The 21,716-nt window shown below is 62.2% G+C and carries 19 protein-coding genes; 14 read left to right on the top strand and 5 right to left on the bottom strand.

The features are described 5' to 3' along the window. Nucleotides 1-129 precede the first annotated feature (129 nt). From tpiA to MESCI_RS19850, 5 genes are all read left to right on the top strand, one after another. Nucleotides 130-897: a triose-phosphate isomerase gene (tpiA, locus tag MESCI_RS19870; protein WP_013531736.1), complete on the top strand. Its 768-nt coding sequence runs from the start codon at nt 130-132 to the stop codon at nt 895-897. Between the two features lie 170 nt (nt 898-1,067). Beyond that, nucleotides 1,068-1,538, top strand: coding sequence for a preprotein translocase subunit SecG (secG, locus tag MESCI_RS19865; RefSeq protein WP_013531735.1), 471 nt, complete (start codon nt 1,068-1,070; stop codon nt 1,536-1,538). Nucleotides 1,539-1,746: 208 nt separating this feature from the next. Beyond that, nucleotides 1,747-2,874, top strand: coding sequence for a L,D-transpeptidase (locus MESCI_RS19860; protein ID WP_013531734.1), 1,128 nt, complete (start codon nt 1,747-1,749; stop codon nt 2,872-2,874). Between the two features lie 137 nt (nt 2,875-3,011). Next, nucleotides 3,012-4,649: a CTP synthase gene (locus tag MESCI_RS19855; protein ID WP_013531733.1), complete on the top strand. Its 1,638-nt coding sequence runs from the start codon at nt 3,012-3,014 to the stop codon at nt 4,647-4,649. A gap of 11 nt (nt 4,650-4,660) precedes the next feature. Further along, nucleotides 4,661-5,197 (top strand): DUF1697 domain-containing protein, encoded by a 537-nt coding sequence (locus tag MESCI_RS19850; protein ID WP_013531732.1) that lies wholly within the window; start codon nt 4,661-4,663, stop codon nt 5,195-5,197. Nucleotides 5,198-5,235: 38 nt separating this feature from the next. Here MESCI_RS19850 and MESCI_RS19845 read toward each other — a convergent pair whose 3' ends face one another. Beyond that, nucleotides 5,236-6,693, bottom strand: a complete 1,458-nt coding sequence (locus MESCI_RS19845) for an NCS1 family nucleobase:cation symporter-1 (protein ID WP_013531731.1) — start codon at nt 6,691-6,693, stop codon at nt 5,236-5,238. 240 nt (nt 6,694-6,933) lie between these two features. Then, the gene (locus tag MESCI_RS19840) at nt 6,934-7,836 is read right to left on the bottom strand and encodes a LysR substrate-binding domain-containing protein (protein ID WP_013531730.1); all 903 of its coding nucleotides are present in this window, start codon (nt 7,834-7,836) and stop codon (nt 6,934-6,936) included. Nucleotides 7,837-8,083: 247 nt separating this feature from the next. On the opposite strand from MESCI_RS19840, the gene MESCI_RS19835 reads away from it, so the two are divergent. The 8 genes from MESCI_RS19835 to MESCI_RS19800 all read left to right on the top strand — a co-directional run bounded on the left by MESCI_RS19835 (nt 8,084) and on the right by MESCI_RS19800 (nt 16,656). After that, nucleotides 8,084-9,598 (top strand): leucyl aminopeptidase, encoded by a 1,515-nt coding sequence (locus MESCI_RS19835; protein WP_013531729.1) that lies wholly within the window; start codon nt 8,084-8,086, stop codon nt 9,596-9,598. Nucleotides 9,599-9,650: 52 nt separating this feature from the next. Then, complete coding sequence (locus MESCI_RS19830) at nt 9,651-10,556, top strand: proline iminopeptidase-family hydrolase (RefSeq protein ID WP_013531728.1); 906 nt, start codon at nt 9,651-9,653, stop codon at nt 10,554-10,556. Nucleotides 10,557-10,574: 18 nt separating this feature from the next. After that, on the top strand, nt 10,575-12,236 hold the full coding sequence (locus MESCI_RS19825; protein WP_013531727.1) for an ABC transporter substrate-binding protein: 1,662 nt from the start codon (nt 10,575-10,577) through the stop codon (nt 12,234-12,236). A gap of 39 nt (nt 12,237-12,275) precedes the next feature. Further along, nucleotides 12,276-13,292: an ABC transporter permease gene (locus tag MESCI_RS19820; protein WP_013531726.1), complete on the top strand. Its 1,017-nt coding sequence runs from the start codon at nt 12,276-12,278 to the stop codon at nt 13,290-13,292. Then, a complete protein-coding gene (locus MESCI_RS19815) occupies nt 13,292-14,263 on the top strand; it encodes an ABC transporter permease (RefSeq protein ID WP_013531725.1) in 972 nt (323 codons plus the stop codon). Before MESCI_RS19820 ends, MESCI_RS19815 begins: the two co-directional genes overlap by 1 nt. Next, nucleotides 14,260-15,219 carry an ABC transporter ATP-binding protein gene (locus MESCI_RS19810; RefSeq protein ID WP_013531724.1) on the top strand — a complete coding sequence of 320 codons (960 nt, stop codon included), beginning with the start codon at nt 14,260-14,262 and terminating at the stop codon, nt 15,217-15,219. Before MESCI_RS19815 ends, MESCI_RS19810 begins: the two co-directional genes overlap by 4 nt. An 8-nt stretch (nt 15,220-15,227) precedes the next feature. Further along, complete coding sequence (locus tag MESCI_RS19805; RefSeq protein WP_013531723.1) at nt 15,228-16,214, top strand: ABC transporter ATP-binding protein; 987 nt, start codon at nt 15,228-15,230, stop codon at nt 16,212-16,214. Nucleotides 16,215-16,353: 139 nt separating this feature from the next. Continuing rightward, nucleotides 16,354-16,656 (top strand): DUF982 domain-containing protein, encoded by a 303-nt coding sequence (locus tag MESCI_RS19800; protein WP_013531722.1) that lies wholly within the window; start codon nt 16,354-16,356, stop codon nt 16,654-16,656. Between the two features lie 108 nt (nt 16,657-16,764). On the opposite strand, the gene MESCI_RS19795 is transcribed toward MESCI_RS19800, so the two are convergent. From MESCI_RS19795 to MESCI_RS19785, 3 genes are all read right to left on the bottom strand, one after another. Beyond that, on the bottom strand, nt 16,765-17,571 hold the full coding sequence (locus MESCI_RS19795; protein WP_013531721.1) for a DUF1194 domain-containing protein: 807 nt from the start codon (nt 17,569-17,571) through the stop codon (nt 16,765-16,767). Nucleotides 17,572-17,705: 134 nt separating this feature from the next. Continuing rightward, nucleotides 17,706-18,314 carry a hypothetical protein gene (locus tag MESCI_RS19790; protein ID WP_245268554.1) on the bottom strand — a complete coding sequence of 203 codons (609 nt, stop codon included), beginning with the start codon at nt 18,312-18,314 and terminating at the stop codon, nt 17,706-17,708. Between the two features lie 48 nt (nt 18,315-18,362). Then, the gene (locus MESCI_RS19785) at nt 18,363-19,361 is read right to left on the bottom strand and encodes a DMT family transporter (RefSeq protein WP_013531720.1); all 999 of its coding nucleotides are present in this window, start codon (nt 19,359-19,361) and stop codon (nt 18,363-18,365) included. Nucleotides 19,362-19,512: 151 nt separating this feature from the next. Here MESCI_RS19785 and MESCI_RS19780 point away from each other — a divergent pair, with 151 nt between their 5' ends. Continuing rightward, nucleotides 19,513-21,495 (top strand): BTAD domain-containing putative transcriptional regulator, encoded by a 1,983-nt coding sequence (locus MESCI_RS19780; RefSeq protein ID WP_013531719.1) that lies wholly within the window; start codon nt 19,513-19,515, stop codon nt 21,493-21,495. Nucleotides 21,496-21,716 lie beyond the last annotated feature (221 nt).

The raw sequence follows: 21,716 nt of genomic DNA, 5'->3' as shown, positions 1-21,716 counted from the left end.
TGCGCATTTTCGCATGCGCCGAGTCTGAAACAAGCGCAATAGCGCCCTTCCGGCCCACTGTCGATTGCTTTGTGGCCTGATTTTGGTAGTGAGGGCCAGAGCCCCGATATCATCCGGAGAAGCAAACCCATGACGCCAGGAATTCGCCCGCTCGTCGCCGGCAACTGGAAAATGAACGGCACCAGCGCCTCCCTCAACGAGCTCAGGATGATCGGCAACGGCTTCATGAGTGGGCTTGACGCGGAGACCGAAGCGCTGGTTTGCGTTCCCGCAACCCTGCTTGCCCACGCCGCCGAGATCCTGTCGCGCACGCCGGTGCATGCCGGCGGCGAAGATTGCCACACCAAGGAGAGCGGCGCCTACACCGGCTGCATCTCGGCGGAAATGCTCAGGGATGCCGGTGCGAGCCATGTCATCGTCGGCCATTCCGAATGCCGCGAGCAACGCGGCGAGGATGACGCCACTGTCCAGGCCAAGGCATCCGCCGCATGGCGTGCCGGGCTTGTTGCCATCATTTGCGTCGGCGAAACGCATGAGCAGCGTGAAGCGGGCGCCACGCTGGACGTGCTGTCGCGGCAGGTCGAGGGCTCGGTCCCGCCAAGCGCCACCCCGTCCAACACCATCATTGCCTATGAGCCGGTATGGGCGATCGGCACCGGCCTGACGCCGACGGCGGCCGACGTCGCTGCGGCACACGCACATATCCGCGAAAAGCTGTCGGAAAAGCTCGGCGGCGTCGCGGCGAAGGTGCGCATTCTCTATGGCGGCTCGGTCAAGCCCTCCAACGCGGTCGAACTGCTCGGCGTCAGGAATGTCGACGGCGCGCTGGTTGGCGGCGCCAGCCTGAAAGCGGCGGACTTTCTCGGCATCGCCGAGGCCTATCGCAATATTGCTTGAAGACATTTTCCCTGCCGGACAGGGCTTCCGGTGCACGAAATCGTTGCAAAGGACGGGTTGCTTCCCATATTCCGGCCACGGGCTTGGAAATGCCGTCAAAGCATTGTATTGAGCCGCCTCCAATTCACCGGTCGTGTCCGCGGCCGGGCAAGGCCTTGCCAGGATAAACTATGGAAACCGTACTGATCGTCATCCATCTCATGGTCGTGCTCGCCCTTGTCGGCGTGGTGCTGCTGCAGCGTTCCGAAGGCGGTGGCCTCGGCATCGGTGGCGGGTCCGGCTTCATGACCGCGCGTGGTGCGGCCAATGCGCTGACGCGTGCGACGGCGATCCTGGCGGCTGCCTTCTTCGCCACCTCCTTGACCCTGTCGATCGTCGCCCGCTACGGCGAAAAGCCGATCGATATCCTGGACCGCGTGCCGGCGACCTCGGACGGCGCCGGCAAAGGCGTGCTCAACCAGTTGCCTGGAACCACAACTCCGGCGCCCGCGGGCACCACCACGCCGACGCCGCCTTCCGGCAACGATGCTTCGGCTCCTGCGACTGCCCCGGCCACTGCGCCTGCCGCCGGCTCGACGCCGCCGGCGACCAACGGCACGGCTCCCGCCGCACCGGCGACCCCGCAGGTTCCAAACCAGTAGTCCTCGGTGCCTGAACCGCGATCTGTGGTCGTTTGAACACAGTCGCGGCAAATGCAGCGAGATCACGAAGATTCGACGGGGTGAGGCATGGCCCCACGCTTGAGGCGGCCGCGCTTATTCGACTATAGATTGCACGCGGCATTTCCGGCGCCCTTGGGGGCGCTGGGCGACGCCGTGGCAACAAGCATAGAACGATCGGATCTTCGCCATGCAGCTTCGCAGCTTCATTTTCCTGGGACTTTGCGCCGCACTCGGCGTGAGTTCCCCCGCTTTCGCAGGCGTTCCGGCCAATATGGCCGCACAGCCTTCGGCTGAAACAACTTCTGCCATCAACGTCGCCGTCAAGAGTGATGCGTCGCAATTGAAGCTTCTCAAGAAGAAGAAAAACCCGACGCCCGACGACCTCGCCCAGATCAAGAAGATCGAGGCCAAGATCGTTGCCGACAAGGAAGCCGCCAAAGCCAAGGCGCTCGAAGCCAGGAAGCTGGCAATGCGCGAGGCGGCAAAGGCCAAGGCCGACGCGGAACGGCAGGCGTTCCTTGCCAAGAAGGGCAAGAGCGCGCCGGCAACCGAGGTGGCCGATGCCAAGCCGGCCAAGAAGCAGGCTGCCAAGATCATCGAGCCTATCGAACCGATAGCGCCGATCCAGTCGGCCGAGCCGCTTCCGGCGGAGGCCATGAACGTCGCCCTGACCGGCAACAATGGCGAACTGCGCAGCGAAGTCATCGGCCAGAAGAAGCCGAGCGGCGGCGGCCTGTTCGCCGGCCTTTTCGGCGGGACGTCGTCCGGCTCCTCGATAAGCTATCTTCCCGAGACGCGGGCTCTCGATCAGGCTCTCGCCAAGAGGGAGGCCAAGAAGCAGTTCAAGGTGAAGCCGGAATTCGTGCCGCAGGACGTGGAATTCACTGGTTACGATGCCGGCACCATCGTCATCGACACCAGCGCGCGGCGCCTTTACCTCGTCGAATCATCTTCCACCGCGCGGCGCTACGCCATTGCGGTCGGTCGCGAGGGCCTGCAGTTCAAGGGCACGGTCGCGGTCGGTGACAAGCAGGAATGGCCGCGCTGGATCCCGACGCTGGACATGCAGAAGCGCGAGCCGAAGCATTACGGCCAGTATAAGGACGGCATGCCTGGCGGTGGCCAGAATCCGCTCGGCGCCCGCGCCATCTATCTCTATGACGGCAAGAAGGACACGCATCTGCGCATCCACGGCACCATCGCGCCGCAGTCGATCGGAACCAGCGCCTCTAATGGCTGCTTCCGCATGATCAACGAGCACGTCATGGACCTCTACAGCCGCGTCAGGGTTGGCACCAAGGTCGTCATCATCTGACGTTTTCGTCATCCTGCCGAAAGGGCCGGCTCAGCCGGCCCTTTTGTTTTGCCCTGTTCACGATCCGAGCGCCTTCTTGGGAAAAAACCTTCGCGGTGGTTTTTTCTCTGGCGGAATCAATCCGGCCGCGTTAAGCGATGACTCCCATGGCGCGATATGTATTCATCACAGGCGGCGTGGTTTCCTCACTTGGAAAAGGCATTGCCGCAGCGGCCCTTGGGGCTCTCCTGCAGGCGCGAGGCTATCGCGCACGCATCAAAAAACTCGATCCCTATCTCAATGTCGATCCGGGGACGATGTCGCCGTACCAGCATGGCGAGGTTTTCGTCACCGACGATGGTGCGGAAACCGATCTTGATCTTGGCCATTACGAGCGCTTCACAGGCCGCTCCGCCAACCAGCAGGACAACATCACCACCGGCCGCATCTACAAGAACATCATCGAGCGCGAGCGGCGCGGCGACTATCTCGGCGCCACCGTGCAGGTCATCCCCCACGTCACCGACGAGATCAAGAATTTCGTCCTCAACGGCAATGACGACTATGATTTCGTGCTGTGCGAGATCGGCGGCACGGTCGGCGATATCGAGGCGATGCCGTTCCTGGAGGCTATACGCCAGCTCGGCAACGACTTGCCGCGCAACAATGCCGTCTACGTGCATCTGACGCTGATGCCCTATATCCCGACGGCCGGTGAGCTGAAGACCAAGCCGACTCAGCATTCGGTCAAGGAACTGCGCGGCATCGGCATCGCGCCCGACATCCTGCTGGTCCGCGCCGACCGCGCTATCCCCAAGGAAGAGCGCAGAAAACTGTCGCTGTTCTGCAATGTGCGCGAAAGCGCCGTGATCCAGGCGCTCGACGTGCCGCATATCTACGACGTGCCGATGGCCTATCACAAGGAAGGGCTCGATTCGGAAGTCCTGGCCGCCTTCGGCATCGATCCGGCGCCGAAGCCGCGTATGGAGCCGTGGCAGGCGGTGTCCAACCGCATCCACAATCCGGAAGGCGAGGTGACCATCGCCGTTGTCGGCAAATATACCGGCCTCAAGGACGCCTACAAATCGCTGATCGAGGCGCTGTCGCATGGCGGCCTGGCCAATCACGTCAAGGTCAAGCTCGACTGGATCGAATCGGAGATCTTCGAAAAGGAGGATCCGACGCCGTGGCTGGAAAAGGTGCATGGCATCCTGGTTCCCGGCGGCTTTGGGGAGCGCGGCTCGGAAGGCAAAATCCTGGCGGCGAAGTTCGCGCGTGAGCGAAAAGTGCCGTATTTCGGCATCTGCTTCGGCATGCAGATGGCCTGCATCGAGGCGGCGCGGTCGCTGGCCGGCGTCGAGCATGCGTCTTCGACCGAGTTTGGTCCGACCGAGGAACCGGTCGTCGGCCTGATGACCGAATGGCTGAAAGGCAACATGCTGGAGAAGCGCCGCGAAACCGGCGATCTCGGCGGCACGATGCGGCTCGGCGCCTATCAGGCCGAGCTCGCCAAGGGCTCCAAGATCGCCGAGATCTACGGCGACACTCAGATTTCCGAGCGCCATCGCCACCGCTACGAGGTCAATGTCGACTACAAGGAGCGGCTTGAGGATTGCGGCCTGGTGTTCGCCGGCATGTCGCCCGACGGCGTGCTGCCGGAAACGGTCGAATACCCGGACCATCCCTGGTTCATCGGCGTGCAGTATCATCCGGAACTGAAAAGCCGGCCGCTCGACCCGCATCCGCTGTTCGCCAGTTTCATCGAGGCAGCGGTGGAGCAGAGCCGGCTGGTGTAGGCCGGTCGGCCATGCAGACCTATGTCGCGCTGCTTTACAGCATCATTCTGGGCGAGGGCCGCCGGGTCGTCATGGCCGATCTCAAGGCCATGGCGGAAGATCTCGGGCTGAAGAACCCGCGCACCCTGGTGGCGACCGGAAATCTGGTCTTCGAGGCGCCGGCAACTGATATTGCCGACCTTGAACAGCGGCTGGAGGCAGCCTTCGAAAAAACCTTCGGCCGCCATGTCGACATCATCGTGCGTGGTGCCAAGGACTGGCTGAAGCTTGCCGCCGGCAATCCGTTCCCGGCCGATTCGGCCAAAGCAGGCGATCAGGTGGCCGTACGGGTGATGCGCAAGCCTGCGCCCGTGGAGGCCGTGACGGGGCTCCAGGCCTATGCCGGCGAGGATGAAAAAGTGACTTCGGTCGGCGGCGACATCTGGGTCGTCTTTTCGCGCGAGAGGCCAAGCTCGCGGCTGCTTGCGGCGATGAATCACAAGCGCATGGGCACGGGCACGTCGCGCAACTGGAACACGGTGCGCAGATTGGCCGAGATGCTCGGGTAGGTTTTGGGGCGGCTCTCGCCGCCCCAAAATTCACCTTGTCAGGCCTTCGCGGTCCTGGCGCCGGCGCCCAAAGCGGCGGTGCGCAGCACGTAGTAGATGATGCCGGCGATCGCCACGCCGAAGAACCAGCCATAGACACCCCACCAGGACGGCAGCCAGTTGGTGAAGTTGGGCACGATCGACGAGAAGATGGCGCCGATGCCGGCGGCGATGAAGGCGTTGACGTGCCAGCCGCCCTGGAAGCGGAATTCGCCATCTTCGCGATAAAGCGCCTCGACGTCGACCTCACCCTTCCGGATCAGGTAGTAGTCGACCATCATCACCCCGAAGATCGGCCCCATCGTCGCGCCGATGATGTTGACGAAGGAAGCCGCACTGCCTTCCCATGGGGCGAAGGGATAGAGCAGCAGGGCGATCACGGCCGCGATATAGCCGCCCTTCTTGAAGTCGATCTGCCTTGGAAAGACATTGGAGAAGTCGAAGGCCGGCGAGACGAAGTTCGCCACCACGTTGATGCCAAGCGTCGCAACTGCAAAGGTCAGGGCAGCAAGCGCCGCCAGGAACCAGCTGTCGAATTTCGCCGAGATCTGGTCGGGATGCAGCAGCACCTCGCCATAGACGTCAAAGGCGGCAATGGTGGTGACGCCGGCCACCAGCGAAAACAGGATCAGGTTGATCGGCAGGCCCCAGATGTTGCCCTTGCGCAGCGATGCCTTGTCAGGCGCGTAACGGGCGAAATCGCAGAAATTGAGATAGAGCGCCGAGAAATAGGTGACCCAGATCGCGGCCACCGCAAACAGCGAGGTCCAGGAGCCAGGCGTGCCGGGCACGCCCGCATCCTTGGTCTTGTCCAGCAGCACGTCCATGGGGATGTCGCTGGTGAAGGCAAATCGTCCGGATTTGACACAGAGATAGATCGCCAGGATCAGCATCATCACCCAGACAGCGGGGCCGGCCCAGTCCTGGAATCGGCGGACCGTTTCCATGCCGTTCTGGATGATCGGCAATTGCAGCCCCCAGATGACCACGAAGCAGATCACCTCCAGGCCGGTATGACCGAGGAAGTGCGTGCTGGCGTTGAAATCGGCGAACCATTGCGTGCGGATCAGCAGCGCCACGATCGCGCCCGAGGCGGCGGCAGTCTGCGCGCCGTACCAGAAGCAGGCAACGATGGCGCGCACCAGCGCCGGTATGTTGGCGCCCCAGATGCCGAAAGAGGCGCGGGCAAGCACGGGGTAGGGCACGCCCGTCTTCACGCCGGCATAGCCGACCATGTTCATCAGCGCGTAGATGATCAGCGAGCCGATGCCTATGGCGATGATGAAATTGACGAAGCCGCCGCAGAACAGGAACAGACTGGCGGCAAGATAGTAGCCCCAAAGGCTGTGGACGTCCGACGTCCAGACGTTGAAGATCGAGAATGGTCCCCAGTTTCGAACTTTGGCCGGAGCCAAATCCTCGTTGTACAGATCAGGTGAAGCACCCTGTATCGTCATGGCAATGTTCCCCTTTTGCAGCACGCGCCCTCACGCGTTGGCCGCGTGCAGGTTAAGCCTGCCGCAGGGGAACCGACAAGCAACCTATTTGCCGGCTTTGGCCTTAAAGATATTCAATGAGAACTGCGATTATCGATGCACGGCGATGGTGGGTCATCGCTGAACCACGGATGAGTCGAGGTTCGACGCGGGGATTCCAATCTGAAGCGGTGGCTCCCGACATCTTCGGTTGGGGGGCATCTAAGCGATTGCCATCACCTGCTTGTGATCCGCGACTTCGGCGAGCAGCCAATCCTGAAACAGACCGGTGCCTGGCTTGTTGCCGATGCTGCGACGCTGATGCAGGTAAATGCCGGCCGGATAGGTGTGGCGGGCACGGAACGGCGCGACCAGCTTGCCTTGCTGCAGAAAATCTTGCGCCATCATCGTGTCCGCAAGCGCTATTCCGGCGCCATTGATCGCTTCGCGCATGATCAAGGTGCAATCATCCAGTGTTGTGCTGGATTTTGGCGTCGTTTCCAGAACGCCTTCCTGCTCCAGCCAACGCTTCCATCTCATGGTTTCGCATTCATGGATCAGATGATGATTGACCAGATCGGCCGGCGATCGCAGCGGCACAGGCCCCTCCAGAAGCGAAGGCGCACAGACCGGCGTCAAAAGCAGCGGGATCAGCAGCGTCAGAGCCGGGCCGGCCTTGTAGACGAACTCGTCGACAATGGCCAAATCGAAGTTGGCGCGCTTGCCTGAAGTGGAGATCTCCAGATCCACCGACGGATGCAACCGGCGAAAGTTCGGCAACCGGTCCGCCAGCCAAAGGTTCAGAACGGTGGGCACGCACAAGACCCGAACACGTTGGGTCTTGCCGTGGCGCGACCCCTCGGAGAGGCTGACGTCGTCGGTGGCGCGCCAGATCGCTTCGAACGCCTCCGAGAGGCTGCGCGCATAGTAGGAGCCCCTTATGGTTGGCGTTATCTGGCGAAAACCGCGTTCGAACAGGTCCTGGCCAAGATTTCGTTCAAGCGCGCGGATGTGCCGGCTGACAGCCGAGGGTGTCAGATGCAGTTCTTCCGCCGCGTCCTTGACGCTGCCGAGGCGAGCGGCGGCCTCGAAAGCGCGCATGCCATTGAGTGAGGGAAGGGCCATTGGCCGATCATGAATTGTCAGTTGAGTTTTTGTCAATCGACATGGGCAGAATTCGCGTTTGATCGCCTGCCCTGTTAGGAGATACCCAGAAGACAAGAGCAATTAAGTCGTCTCAAGAAAGCGACTATTTGGGGACCGGCATTATACCACGAACGGCGGAGACCGGCTTGACCAGTCTCCACCGGGGTGAGCGAAGCGTTGCTCGCTACCCGGCTGGTATTGCCGCAATTGGAGAGAGCGCCAGCCTATGCCTCAATCGCCAGCGCCGGTTTTCGAGACCGCGGACGAGATTTCCTCGGAAGCCTCCGTCGTCGTGATCTTGCAAACTGCACTAACAGGCTTCGGCCCGCGGGCAGCCGCCTTTGATGCCGAGATGGGCGGGATTCTCTCTCGTGCATGCTCCGACCCGGCCGCCTTGATCGAATCCGGCAGCTGCATCGATCTTATTGCCCCGCAGTCCGTATCGACCAAGCGCGTGGTCATTCTAGCTCTGGGCAAAGCTGAAGCCGTAACCACCCTGTCACTGGCGCGCGCCGGCGGTCTGCTTGCCGCGCATCTCGAGGGCAAGGGGGAATGCGCGCCCACCCTGGTCCTGGACCCGATCGCCGGCGTTGACCTGCCCGGCGCCGAAATCCTGGCGCGTGTCGCGCTTGGCATGCGGCTGCGCCGCTATCGTTTCGACATGCGCAACCGGCGGCAAGGGGCGGGAGCGGATCGAACCTTGCGGGTGAAACTGGTAGGGGCTCGCGGCCCGGATCTGACAGCGGCGCTGGCGCGGATCAATGCCATCGCCGACGGCGTCGAATATGCACGCACCCTGGTCAACCTGCCGCCGAACCACCTCCATCCCGACAATTTCCACGATCATCTTGAGCCCCTGCGTGAAGCCGGCATCGACATCGAAATGCTTGATGCCGCGCAACTGAAGGAGCTCGGCATGAACGCGCTTCTTGCTGTTGGATCGGGCTCGGCGCGCCCGCCGCGGGTCGCTGTCCTGCGCTACCGGGGCAAGGGTGCTCCCGCCCAACCACTCGCTTTCGTCGGCAAGGGCGTCTGCTTCGATTCGGGCGGCCTCTGCATCAAGGGCGGAGCGCAGATGTTCGACATGAAAGCCGACATGGGCGGGGCGGCCGCTGTGGTCGGCCTGCTGATCGCGCTCGCCCGGCAAGGCAGCCCGGTACACGTTGTCGGTGTTCTCGGCATCGCGGAGAACATGCCATCCGGCACGGCGCTCAAACCGCGCGACATCATCACGACGGCGTCCGGACAGACAGTGGAAGTGTTCGACACGGATGCGGAGGGACGCCTGCTTCTGGCCGACTGCCTCCACTATGCAGCCACGCGCTTCAACCCTTTAGTGATCGTCGATCTGGCAACGCTGACCTATTCGGTGACGCGTGGGTTGGGGTCGATATTCGCCGGCCTGTTCAGCACCGACGATGCCATCGCGTCACAGATGATCGCGGCCGGAGAAACGGTCGGCGAGCGGTTCTGGCGGCTGCCGCTCGATCGGGCCTACGACGAGGGCCTGCAATCGCCGTTCGCGGACCTGCGGCATCATGCCAAGGATATGGAAGATGGCGATGCTCCCTATGCCGCAGCCTTCCTGCGCCATTTCACGGAAGATCGCCCCTGGGTGCATCTCGACATCGCCAGCAAGGAACTGACCGACTCCGATCGGCCGCTCGGCAGGCAAGGTGCCACGGCATTTGGCGTGCAGATGCTGGAAGAGTGGGTGCAGGTCACCCGTAACATGAGTTAGGCGCCTGCCGCCGCGGACGATAAAAGTACCTTCAATCGCACTGGGAATTGGGATGTCATCTGAGATCATCGGCATGGAAGGACGGGCCACTTTCGGCGCCTACGAGACCTGGTATCGGGTCAGTGGCGAACTCGGCGGCGAAAAGGCGCCTGTGGTGATCCTGCATGGCGGCCCGGGCGTCGCCCACAATTATGTCGATGCCTACAAGCTTCTTGCGCGAAGGGATCGCGCCGTCATCCACTACGACCAGTTGGGCTGCGGCAATTCCACCTTGCTGCCTGAGAAAGGCGCCGATTTCTGGACACCCCGGCTGTTCATCGACGAGCTTGAAAACCTCGTCGACCACCTCGGCATTCGGACAGGCTTCCACGTGCTCGGCCAGAGCTGGGGCGGCATGCTGGGCGCGGAATATGCCGTGACGCGGCCGCAAGGCCTGAAATCGCTGACCATAGCCAACTCACCGGCGTCCATGAAACTGTGGGTCGAAGAGGCCAACCGGTTGCGTGCGGATCTGCCCGCGGATGTGCAGGAGACCCTGACCCGACACGAACAGGCCGGCACGACGGACGATGCGGCTTACCAGGCTGCGACGATGGTGTTCTACGAGCGGCATGTCTGCCGGGTCGTGCCTTTCCCGCCCGAAGTCACGGAAAGTTTCGCCCAGGTCGTGCGCAATCCGACCGTCTATAATCTGATGAATGGGCCAAACGAGTTCCATGTCATCGGAACGCTGAGGAACTGGAGCATCGTCGAGCGCCTGCCGGCCATCGATGTTCCCACACTGATCATCTCCGGACGTCACGACGAGGCCACGCCCGCGACCGTGCAGCCCTACAAGGACGGCATCAAGGGGTCTCGCTGGGAGATATTCGAGCATTCCAGCCACATGCCGCATGTCGAAGAGCAAGATGCGTGCATGCGGGTGGTGGGAGACTTCCTGGACCACAACGATAACTGAAAAAAGGGGAATCAAGACATGAAGAAACTGCTTCTGGCGGCAACAGCCGCGGCATTGCTGGCCGGTACATGGCTGGCCCCGGCACAGGCCGAATATCTCAAGGAGCACCGAGGCGGCACCATCCGCCTGCTGGCCCGCTCCGCGGCCGGAACGCTCGATCCGCACATCAATTACACGGACCAGGGCTGGCAGATGTACCAGCCGATCTATGACGGCCTGGTGGCCTTCCGCAAGGCCGAGGGCATGGACGGCTTCACCATCGTCCCCGATCTGGCCGAGGCCCTGCCGCAGGTCAGCAATGACGGCAAGACCTTCACCTTCAAGGTGCGCAAGGGCATCAAGTTCTCCAGCGGCCAGGATCTTGGCGTAAAGGACGTCGTCGCTTCTTTCCAGCGCATATTCAAGGTTTCCGGACCCACCTCCGGCACGTTCTATGCCGGCATCGTCGGTGCGGACAAATGCCTGGCCGACACCAAGGGCTGCACGCTGGAAGGCGGCGTTGTCGGCGACGAAGCGGCCGGCACCATCACCATCAACATCACCAAGCCGGATGCCGAGCTGCTCTACAAGCTTGCCTTGCCGCATGCCGTGGTCCTGCCGGCGGACACGCCCGCTGAAGACATGGGTTCCAAGCCCATTCCCAGCACCGGCGCGTACATGATCTCCGCCTTCGACCCGAACAAGGGCATGACGGTTTCCCGCAACCCCAATTTCAAGCAGTGGAGCGAAGAAGCCCAGCCGGACGGCTATCCGGATGTCGTCCAATATGATTTCGGCCTGTCCGAAGAGGCAGCCGTCACCGCGATCCAGAACGGCGAAGCGGACTGGATGTTCGACGCTCTGCCGAGCGACCGCCTGGGCGAACTGGGCAGCAAGTCCATGGACCAGCTGCACATCTCGCCGCTTTCGGCTTGGTGGTACGCGCCGCTGAACAACCGTCTCGCACCCTTCGACAACGAAAAAGCCCGCCAGGCCGTTGCCTATGCGATCGATCGCAACACGCTGGTCAAGCTGTTCGGCGGCAAGGTGCTGGCCTCGCCGGTCTGCCAGGTCCTGCCTCCGGACTTCCCCGGGCATGAAGACTATTGTCCCTTCACCAAGAACCCGGGCGCCAAATGGTCGGCTCCTGATCTCGACAAGGCAAAGCAGCTCGTTGAGGACTCCGGCACCAAGGGCCAGAAGGTGACGATCATCGTCGAGGACACCGCCATTTCGCGCTCCATCGGCGTCTATCTGCAGAGCGTGCTGACCAGCATCGGCTATGTCGCCGACGTCAAGCCGATCTCGTCGAACATCCAGTTCACCTACATCCAGAACACCAACAACAAGGTGCAGATGTCCGTCACCCAGTGGTACAAGGACTATCCGGCGGCTTCGGACTTCCTGAACATCCTGTTCAGCTGCGCCTCCTTCCGCGAAGGTTCGGACGCCTCGATCAACATCGCCGGCTTCTGCGACAAGGAAATCGACGCCAAGATGCAAAAGGCATTGGACCTCGGCGTCACCGATCAGAAAGCCGCCGATAAAATGTGGGCTGAAATCGACAGGCAAGTCACCGACAAGGCACCTGCGGTCGGCCTCTTCACGCCGAAGCGGCTAGACTTCGTCAGCAAACGTCTTGGCAATTTCAAGTTCAACAGGCAGTTCAACTGGATGATCACCCAATCCTGGGTACAGTAATGGCCTGGGTGCAGTAACGAACCGCGGAGGGGCACGTCCGTGTCGAACGTAGCTGTCGCCGCGCCGCGCAAGACGCGAGGGCCCTGGGCCGTCGCGTTTGCGAAGCTGGCAAGGGACAGGGCCGCCATGGCGTCGCTGGCCGTGTTCCTCCTCATCGTCCTTGCCTGCCTCAGTGCGCCTCTTTATGCGAAATGGGCAGGCGTGGACCCCTTCGCCTCGACGCTCGACGCCGTCATCCAGATCGACGGCGTCGACGTTCCGGTGATGGAACAATCGACGGAGGGGCTCGGGCTTGGCTACACACCGCTCGGCCCGACCTGGCGGCTGGGCAATTATTTCCTCGGCGCCGACAGCCAGGGGCGCGATGTCATGGCCAGGATGCTCTATGGCGGGCTGAGCTCGTTGCTGATCTCCGGAGCAGCCACCATCTTCACCCTGATCCTGGGCACGGCGGCGGGATTGATCGCCGGCTATTTCGGCGGCGTCACCGACACGGTGCTGTCGCGCTTCCTCGACATACTGTGGGCGTTCCCGATCTATCTCCTAGCGATTTCGCTCTCCATCGTGACCATCGCGCATGGCATCACGATTGGACCGATCCAGATCGAGTCCGGCAGCCTGTGGCTGCCTGTCATCATCATCGGTATTGTCTACGTGCCCTATGTGGCTCGTCCGATACGCGGGCAGGTTCTGGCACTGCGCAAAAGCGAATTCGTGCTCGCCGCGATCAATCTGGGCGTACCGGGATGGCGCATCCTGTGGCGCGACATCCTGCCCAACGTCACCACCACGCTGATCGTCTTCGTGCCGCTGATGATGGCGCTGAACATGCTGACGGAATCGGCCCTTTCCTTCCTTTCGATCGGCGTGCAGCCGCCGGCCGCGAGCTGGGGCACCATTATCCAGGACGGACAGGCGCTGCTCTACACCAGGCCACTGGTGGCGCTGGTGCCGGGCCTGGCGATCGCGGTTTCCGTCATGGCGCTCAATGTCTTCGGCGACGGTCTGCGCGACGCGCTCGACCCGCGCTCCAAGGTTCGGCTGGGGCGCGACTGATGATCTACGCAATCCTGCGCCGGTTCGGCCAGATGCTGTTCGTGATGTTCGGCATCTCGGTCATCGTCTTCCTGATTTTCTTCGCAACGCCGGGCTCCGATCCGGCGGCGCGCATCGCCGGCCGCAATGCATCGCCCGAAGTGCTGGAGGCGGTACGCCACAGCTTCGGCTTCGACCGGCCGCTCTACGTGCAATATGTGACGATGATGGAGAAGATCTTCGTCACCGGCGATCTGACCTCCTTCGTCAATCGTGGCTGGAAGGTGGTGCCGGCGGTCATGGATTCGATCCCGGTCACGCTCTCGCTGGTGTTCGGAGCGGCGATCCTGTGGGTGGTCGTCTCCATCATCATCGGCATCGCCGCCGCCGCCACGCGCGGCAGCTGGCTGGATAAGCTGCTGATGGCGCTAGGGCTGCTCGGTATTTCGATGCCGGTGTACTGGCTGGGCGAGGTGATGAACCTGATCACCCAGAGCCGCTACCACGACAGCTGGGCGTTCTCCTGGGTGCCGCCGCTCGGCTACAAGAACTTCTCCGACGATCCAAAGGGCTGGTTCCTGACCCTGGTCATTCCGTGGATCACGCTGTCCATTCTCTACATCGGCATTTATGGGCGCGTGCTGCGCGCGGCGATCATCGAATCCCTGCAGGAGGACTATATCCGTACGGCCCGGGCCAAGGGCCTGTCGGAGACCCGCATCCTGCTGCGCCATGCCTTGCGCACGTCGCTCATCGCCTTCGTCACCCTGTTCGGCCTGGATTTCGGTGCGCTGGTCGGAGGCTCGGCCCTGCTGACGGAGGTGGTGTTCGGGCTGCACGGCATCGGCAAGCTCACTTATGACGCGCTGCAGAATCTCGATCTGCCGATGATCATGGCAACGGTGATGTACGCTTCGATGTTCGTGGTTGTTGCCAATGCGGTCGTCGATTTCGTCTACATCCTTCTCGATCCGCGCCTGAGGACATCATGATACTGTCGGTGCGCGACCTCAGAGTATCCTTCCGCACAAATGATGGCCTGGTGCGGGCCATCGATGGCGTTTCCTTCGACCTCGAGGAGAGCGAGATCCTCGGCGTCGTCGGTGAGTCCGGTTCCGGCAAGACCGTGTCGCTGCTGGCCGTCATGGGTCTGATCACCGACCCCAACGCCACCATCGAAGGCTCGATCCGTTACAAGGGCCGCGAACTGGTGGGACTGCCCGCGCGCGAACTGAGGCGGCTGCGCGGCAACGAGATCGCGATGATCTTCCAGGATCCGATGACCGCGTTGACACCTGTCTACACGATCGGCTGGCAGATCGCCGAACAGATCCGCGCGCATCGCAACATCAGCAAGTCCAAGGCGATGGAGCGCGTGGAGGAATTGCTGGCCGAGGTGAATTTTCCGAACCCGCACGAGGCGATGTCGCGCTACCCGCACCAACTGTCCGGCGGCATGCGTCAACGGGCGGTGATCGCAATGGCTTTGTCCTGCAATCCGGCGTTGCTGGTGGCTGACGAACCGACCACGGCGCTCGACGTCACCGTACAGGCCGGCATTCTCGATCTGGTGCGCAAGCTGCGCGCGACGCACAAGTCGGCGGTGGTCTTCATCACGCATGACATGGGCGTGGTCTCCGAACTCGCCGACCGGGTCATGGTCATGTATGCCGGCCGCGTGGTGGAGCGCGGCAGTCGCGCGGAGCTGTTTTCCGATCCGCGACACCCCTATACGCGCGCTCTGCTCGGTTCGATCCCGCCGCTGACCGGCGAAAAACCACGCCGCCTGCCGGCCATTCCCGGTTCGCCGCCGTCATTGCTGCGATTGCCGCAGGGCTGTGCGTTCGGTCCGCGGTGCCCGGTTCACTATGAGCCCTGCGAGGCCGGCAAACCCGACCTCGGGAGCGGCACTCATGCCGCGGCGTGCTTCAGGGTGGCACAGGCATGAGCGGATCGATGACCGACAAGAACCGCCCCATTATCGAGACGCGTTCGCTGGGCAAGCGCTTTTCCATCGGCAGCCGTTTTTCCGCCGAAGGCAAGCGAACCGTTCATGCGGTCGACAATGTTTCCCTGACCGTGTGGCGCGGCGAGACGGTCGGCCTGGTCGGCGAATCCGGATGCGGCAAGTCCACGCTGGCGCGCTGCCTGGTGAGGCTCTACGACATATCGGACGGCGAGCTTCTGTTCGAAGGCAACGATATCACCTCGAAGTCGCTGTCCGAACTCAGGCCGCTCCGGCGCCGCTTGCAAATGGTTTTCCAGGATCCGTCGGCATCGCTCAATCCGCGTCGGCGCGTCGGCGACCTGGTGGCCGAGCCGCTGCGCATCCATGGCAGGCTCTCGTCGAGCGAGATCACCAGACGCGTGGCGGAACTGTTCGACCTTGTCGGCCTGCTGCCGGATCACGTCATGCGGTTTCCGCACGAATTTTCCGGCGGGCAACGCCAGCGCGTCGGCATCGCGCGGGCTATTGCATTGAACCCGGACCTCGTGGTCCTCGACGAACCCGTCTCCGCGCTCGACGTGTCGGTGCAGGCGCAAATCGTCAACCTGCTTGCCGATCTGCAGGAGAAGCTCAATCTCACTTACATCTTCATCGCCCACGACCTGTCGGTGGTACGTCAGGTTTCAACCCGCATAGCGGTCATGTATCTCGGCTCGATCGTCGAAGAAGGGCCGGCGGAAGAAGTGTTTGCAGCACCGGCCCATCCCTATAGCCAGGCGCTGATCTCGGCGGTTCCTATCGTGGAGACGACGCCCAGCGGGACGCGCAAGCGCATCATCCTCACCGGCGACGTACCGAGCCCTCTGAACCCTCCAACCGGCTGCCGTTTCCATCCCCGATGCCCGATCGCGGCGGAGCGCTGCCGATCGGAGCGGCCGCAGTTGCGGGAATACCGACCCGGTCGCAAAGTCGCCTGCCACTTTCCGACGATGTAGGCGACACTCACCACCGCACAGGTGATCGCCTTCGCCTGACAGATTTCTAAAAAATTCCATTTTTTGGCTGGAACCAACCGGCTGTTGGCGCGTTTGGTGGGGTTCGATCGAGCGCATTGCGGTCGACCGGGAGGAAACGATGGATCAATTGCATTTCTTTTCGCCCGTGCGGATTTCGCGCGGGCAAGGGCACCCTGCGGAAGAAATCGATAGTGTTGCCGAAGCCATGATGTTCTTGCGGAAATGGCCGGCGGGACGGCGCGGTCCGGTTTATCAGTGCGCGCTGAACTGTTGCTCGGCCGCTTTGTCGGGCCAGATGTCGGCCGAGGAAGCAAGGAAAGCGTTCACCGGCTTTGCCCGCATCACGCGCCTTCTCGACGATGACATGGCTTTGCCGGTAGGCGGCGAAGGCAAGGCAAGCGTGCACGCGTTGCGGCGATAGGCTGTTGTCCTGACGGTGCTACAAGGTCTCGCGCTGCAGGGCGCGGGTTCTCGTTGAGCAATGCGCTCCGGGATGGGGCCTCGAAAGTTCGTCCTACATGGCACACTTTCACAGCGGACGGTCGTCGTTCATGCTTACTTCAGTCACGAGCTTGCGGCGAAGCGCCATGGTGTAGTCGTCTGGCCCCTTCGGCGTCATGACGAAGGCCTGGGAACCGCCAATGACCGATTTGGCAAAATAGGATGCCAGAGGTTGGTCGGGATTCTCATCCTCCGCCGGGATGGCGATGGCATTGATCGTATATCCCTTGGCCATGGCGTTCGACCTGCTCGGCTGGACGGGAAGCCCGTCGTTGTTCTCGCCATTGGAGGAGATATCGATGACTTTCTTTGCGGCCTTTCCCGGGAACTGGTCGAGCAGGAGACTGCCGATGTCGATAGCCGAGGAGACGGATGTTCCGCCACGCCCTCTGCGGATGAAGCCGGTATCGCCTTTCCTGCTGATCACCGCAGCCGCCGCTTTGGCATCTTCCAGTCCGCAGATGCTTGTCCACGGCAGCACGACGCGCGCGTGTCCGGGGCTCGACCACTCAAAATAGGCAACGCCGATGCAACCAACATAATTCCGGCTGATGGCGGCGATGATCTCTGGCGAGGTGAGTGCCGCGGCATGTCCCTCGCGTTGCATATCGGCGATCTTCGGATCGATGGATGACGAAAAGTCGACCGCGAACACGATGGCGACGTCAACGTTCGCGGCATGGGCAGAGACCCCCCAAAACAGCGAAGCTGCAAGTATTCCTGTCATTCTCGAGATTGAACCGGCCGGCGTCAGGAGACTGCCCCAGCCTGTCATCCGCACCCGTTCGCGAAAGGGTGGGGGGCCGGCGTCCTGATGATACACACTGCCAAACATGTCATTCTCCATCTCGACATCCGGTCGTTTCAAAAAGCGGGTTCAACATGTGGAAATCTGGCGGGTGGCCTTGGTGCCCACGCCGAAGAGCAGCAGATCGGCCTTGGTCCACAAGAGATAACAGCCGAGCAAGGTCAGTGGCATGGCGAGGGCCGCGAAAGAGCCGCTCCACCAGACCTCAGGCAAAGCGCGGGCGAGGGCCACTGTCGTCGCCAGCATTGCGGCAACCGGCTGGCGAGCACCGCACTGCGGAACGGATCGGGCCAAGCGGCCGGCCAGATCGGAATTGGCGTGCCGGGCCTGTGAAAGGTGCTGCCGAATTTGCCCAGCGCATGCAGCAGGCCGGAGGTCGCCGCAAGCAGTGGATCGCCGAGCAGCAACAGGGCAATGCCGAGCCCGATCGCACCCAGGCCCGACAGGAAGTCGCCCAGACGGTTGAGGGCGGGATCGGGAGCATCCGGCCTTGCCCAGGCCCGGTGATAGGCCTCGCCGCCCCAGAAGAAGACCAGGGTGGTCAAGGTCAGCGCAACAGTGCCATGGCTGCCAGCGAAATATTCGATCACCGCCATGGTGACGCTGCTTCCTTCATGCAGGCCGACCGGCGCGGTGGCAATCTGGATCGCCAGACCGACAATGAGGCCGAGCGCATTGCCGCTGTTGTAGTAGCCGCCCGGTCCCTTCATGCGGGCGCGAAGCGCCGATACCAAATGTGCGACCGGAAGAAGGATTGTCCGCGCATCCATCACTGCGCCCCCGCGACAAGTCCGGCCGGGTCTGGAATACGTTTCGCATCACCGGCAAGGGCCATCACATTCCTCCACTGGACCTGAATTGTTGGGATGACGATCGCCCGCCCAATTTGCGGCGGCAGCTGCAAAGGCAGGGGCCGCGTCGAAGGGTTGAACCGAAGCGGTTCGCAAGGACGTGCGTGCCTGCGGCGCTCGGTTCGACATTGCAACGGACAGGATGGCACCCAGGATGATGCCGGCACCCAAGACGCTCGCGGACGAGCTCCGCTCGCCGAGAAAGATTGCCGCGCCCAGCGCCCCGAAAACGCTTTCTGCGCTGACGATCACGGCGGCGTGGCTGGCCGGCGTAAAGCGGAGGGCAACCGTCTGTATGCCGAAGGCAATCGCAGTGGAGAACACGCCGAGGATCGCCAGTTCCGGGCCGGCTGCGAATGCGGCGGCCAGCGACAGATTGCCTTGCATTGCACCGAGCGGCAGGGCGAAGGCTGCGGCGCCGAAGAACTGTGTCGCGGCAGCGGTGAACGGCCGCGCATGCACCTGCATGTGCCGGCCCAGCTCGACTGCCCAGAGCGCATAGCAGGCAGCCGAGAGCACAGCGGTAAGATCGCCACTGCTGAACCCGGCTATCCCATCCGACAACAGCAGGGCTCCAACAAGGGTCAATCCGGCGGCGATTGTAAGACTCGCTGTCGGACGTTCGCCTACGAGAAACCAGGCGGCCAGCGGTGTCATTACCGTTGCCGTGCTTACCAGGAAGCTCGCATTGGTGACGGAGGCCCCGAGATAGCAAAGCTGCTGGAGCGTGATGGAGATGGCAAACAGCGCGCCCACCTTGGCCAAGCTGGAAAAATAGTCCGGCCCGAGCGGAAGCCGCTTCTCCATGAAGACAAAGGGCAGCACAAGCAGCCCGCCGATCAGGCATCGCAGACCCACAGCACTCAGCGCGTCGAGATGCACAAGCACCATCTTTTGCGAGACATTGCCGAAGCCCCACAAAGCGGCTGCAAACAGCAGCAGCAAATTGGCTCTTGTCCTGGACACGCGCCCCCCTCGAACCAAGCCTTTCGTTGACTTGGTCGCCTTAATTTAGCAAAGCCTAAACAGCCTGCCGTTACGGCAGCGCTTGAGCGCGAAGGCCGACTGTTGCGAAGCGTTAGTTTTGAGTTAGGATTTCGTCAGGCTGGGATAGCAAATGCAAAGTGAGGACAGCGGCGCTGCAAATAGAATCTCACTCTTCGGCGGTTTCCGGATTGAAAATGAAACGGCCGGTCCGCTTCGGCTGACCGGGAAACGAGGGCCGGCAATCATCGCCTATCTGGCCCGGTGTCCGGGCATGGCGGCGACGCGGGAGAGGCTGGCTGACCTCCTATGGGGCGACAGCGACGCTGAACATTCGCGCAACAGCCTTCGCCAGGCCCTCAGTGTCCTGCGCCAGGATCTGGCGCGAGAGGGGGTGGATCTCATCCATTCCAGCGGTGAGTTGATCGCCCTGAGGCCAGAGCTGGTTCAAGTCGACGTGGAGAAGTTCGAAACGGGTCTCTCGGCCCGTTCCGCCCAGGACCTCGCGAAGGCTTTGGCGAACTACACCGGGCCCTTCCTCGACGGGCTTTATCTGGGAAGCAATACGTTCGATGACTGGATCACATCGGAACGCGACAGGCTGCTCGGCCGCGCGCTTGAGTCCTTCGAAAAACTGGCCCGTCTCGTCGACCCCGATGCCGGGCTGATCCTGGCCGATCGTATTCTGACCATGGAACCGACACGGGAGGAATCCTACCGGCTCAAGATGGAATTGCTGCTCGCATGTGGCCAACGCGACAGGGCAATCAGGACATACGAAGCTTGCAGAAGCATGCTGAAGAAGGAGTTCGGCGTCGAAGCCGGCCCTGAAACGCGGGCGCTTTGGCAATCTCTGTTGCTCGCCGCCGACGACGCTTCAAATGTGCAGTCGACAAATAGTGTTCCGTCCAGCCAGCGCCTTGGGCGTCCGTCCATCAGCGTTGCCGACTTCGTCAATCTGACCGGAAAGCAAGGCGACGACTTCTTCGCAAAGGGACTTGTCCAGGACATCACGACAGCCCTCTCCGAAGTGGCCGACTATGTCGTGCTCGCCGCGCTTCCGCCCGAGAAGAGCGGCCCAGGCGAAGAAGCCAAGACACCAGGGATACTCCGGGCGCGATATATGCTCAGCGGCAGCGTCCAGAGATCCGGCAATGGGTTGAGGGTGAATGCCCAGCTCGTCGATGCCGCCGGCGGCCACCATGTCTGGGCCCAGAAGTTCGACGGCCACTCCGAGAACGCGCTCGAATTCCAGGACAGGATCGCACAATCTGTTGTTCTTGCCGTGATCCTCGAACTTCAACTGACCAACTGGAAGGTTCGAGACAAAAGCCCGCCAGGGATCCCTGAAGTGCGCAGGCTGGTGAACGAAGCCCTCATGAAATATTTTGAGATGACTCGGGACTCACTTTTGGTCGGGATAGAGCTTGCCGAGAGGGCCTTCTCGATAGGTCCCGACAATGCCCGTGCAAAGCGGACGCTCTCGATCGTAATATCCATGGGCGTGGCGTTTGGTGCGCTGCCTCGGGAGCGTGGGGTGATCGAGCGTGCGGTCGAGCTTGCGGAAGCCGCAGTGCGGGCGGTACCGGACGATGAAATTGCCCGATGTATTCTGTCGTTCGCTCTCGAAAGTTGCGGTCGCATCGACGAGGCGATCGCCGAATGCCGCCACGCGATCAGCCTCAACCCAAGCTACCCGACTGGCCACGGCGATATTTCGATGCTCTTTGCGTTGCGCGGACAGGTCGACGAAGCGGTGCGTGAGGCCAACGAAGCAATCCGGCTCGGAACGCACGATGTCATCGACTTCTGGCGCCACCACGGCCTGGTTGTGGCGCTCTTCGCTGGCGGAGACAACCAGCGGGCGCTCGAAGCCGCCCGCAAAGTGGTCAGGACAAAGCCTGGCTTCGTTCGCGGCGCCCTTTATTGGGCCGCGACCGCGTCGGCCACCGGAAACAACGAAGAAGCGTCCCGGGCCATCCACCATTGTCTGTCACAACTTCCGCATCTCAATCTGAGCAACGTCTGCCCTGGCTTTGTGCCGCGCTATGTAAAGGATCATCATCATTCCCGGTTCCTTGAGATGCTGTCGAGGGCTGGCCTTCCCAGTTCCTAGCCACATCGTTGGCGCAGACACCGTCATACGAAGCTGGAGGGTTCCGTCCTCCGCCCAGGCATCGAAAGCAGGCGACGCGTTGGCAATTCCGGCCAGGTCGACCTATACGCTACCCTGCGATTGAGGTATTCGACGCCCCACGCCGTGGCGCCGGCCAGTCATCCGCCGATTTGCGGCTTGGGCCTATCATGGCGCGTGATAGAGCCCGTACGACGCGATCC

It is taken from the genome of Mesorhizobium ciceri biovar biserrulae WSM1271, from assembly GCF_000185905.1.
Classification (GTDB): Bacteria; Pseudomonadota; Alphaproteobacteria; order Rhizobiales; family Rhizobiaceae; genus Mesorhizobium; species Mesorhizobium ciceri.
The sequence above is the reverse complement of the archived record's forward strand: the minus strand, read 5'-3'. Positions and strand labels throughout refer to the sequence as shown.

Excerpts from the sequence above, each read along its gene's own strand:
- tpiA (WP_013531736.1), top strand. The coding sequence starts at position 130 with ATGACGCCAGGAATTCGCCCGCTCGTCGCCGGCAACTGGAAAATGAAC.
- secG (WP_013531735.1), top strand. The coding sequence starts at position 1,068 with ATGGAAACCGTACTGATCGTCATCCATCTCATGGTCGTGCTCGCCCTT.
- MESCI_RS19860 (WP_013531734.1), top strand. The coding sequence starts at position 1,747 with ATGCAGCTTCGCAGCTTCATTTTCCTGGGACTTTGCGCCGCACTCGGC.
- MESCI_RS19855 (WP_013531733.1), top strand. The coding sequence starts at position 3,012 with ATGACTCCCATGGCGCGATATGTATTCATCACAGGCGGCGTGGTTTCC.
- MESCI_RS19850 (WP_013531732.1), top strand. The coding sequence starts at position 4,661 with ATGCAGACCTATGTCGCGCTGCTTTACAGCATCATTCTGGGCGAGGGC.
- MESCI_RS19845 (WP_013531731.1), bottom strand. The coding sequence starts at position 6,693 with ATGACGATACAGGGTGCTTCACCTGATCTGTACAACGAGGATTTGGCT.
- MESCI_RS19840 (WP_013531730.1), bottom strand. The coding sequence starts at position 7,836 with ATGGCCCTTCCCTCACTCAATGGCATGCGCGCTTTCGAGGCCGCCGCT.
- MESCI_RS19835 (WP_013531729.1), top strand. The coding sequence starts at position 8,084 with ATGCCTCAATCGCCAGCGCCGGTTTTCGAGACCGCGGACGAGATTTCC.
- MESCI_RS19830 (WP_013531728.1), top strand. The coding sequence starts at position 9,651 with ATGTCATCTGAGATCATCGGCATGGAAGGACGGGCCACTTTCGGCGCC.
- MESCI_RS19825 (WP_013531727.1), top strand. The coding sequence starts at position 10,575 with ATGAAGAAACTGCTTCTGGCGGCAACAGCCGCGGCATTGCTGGCCGGT.
- MESCI_RS19815 (WP_013531725.1), top strand. The coding sequence starts at position 13,292 with ATGATCTACGCAATCCTGCGCCGGTTCGGCCAGATGCTGTTCGTGATG.
- MESCI_RS19810 (WP_013531724.1), top strand. The coding sequence starts at position 14,260 with ATGATACTGTCGGTGCGCGACCTCAGAGTATCCTTCCGCACAAATGAT.
- MESCI_RS19805 (WP_013531723.1), top strand. The coding sequence starts at position 15,228 with ATGACCGACAAGAACCGCCCCATTATCGAGACGCGTTCGCTGGGCAAG.
- MESCI_RS19800 (WP_013531722.1), top strand. The coding sequence starts at position 16,354 with ATGGATCAATTGCATTTCTTTTCGCCCGTGCGGATTTCGCGCGGGCAA.
- MESCI_RS19795 (WP_013531721.1), bottom strand. The coding sequence starts at position 17,571 with ATGTTTGGCAGTGTGTATCATCAGGACGCCGGCCCCCCACCCTTTCGC.
- MESCI_RS19790 (WP_245268554.1), bottom strand. The coding sequence starts at position 18,314 with ATGGATGCGCGGACAATCCTTCTTCCGGTCGCACATTTGGTATCGGCG.
- MESCI_RS19780 (WP_013531719.1), top strand. The coding sequence starts at position 19,513 with ATGCAAAGTGAGGACAGCGGCGCTGCAAATAGAATCTCACTCTTCGGC.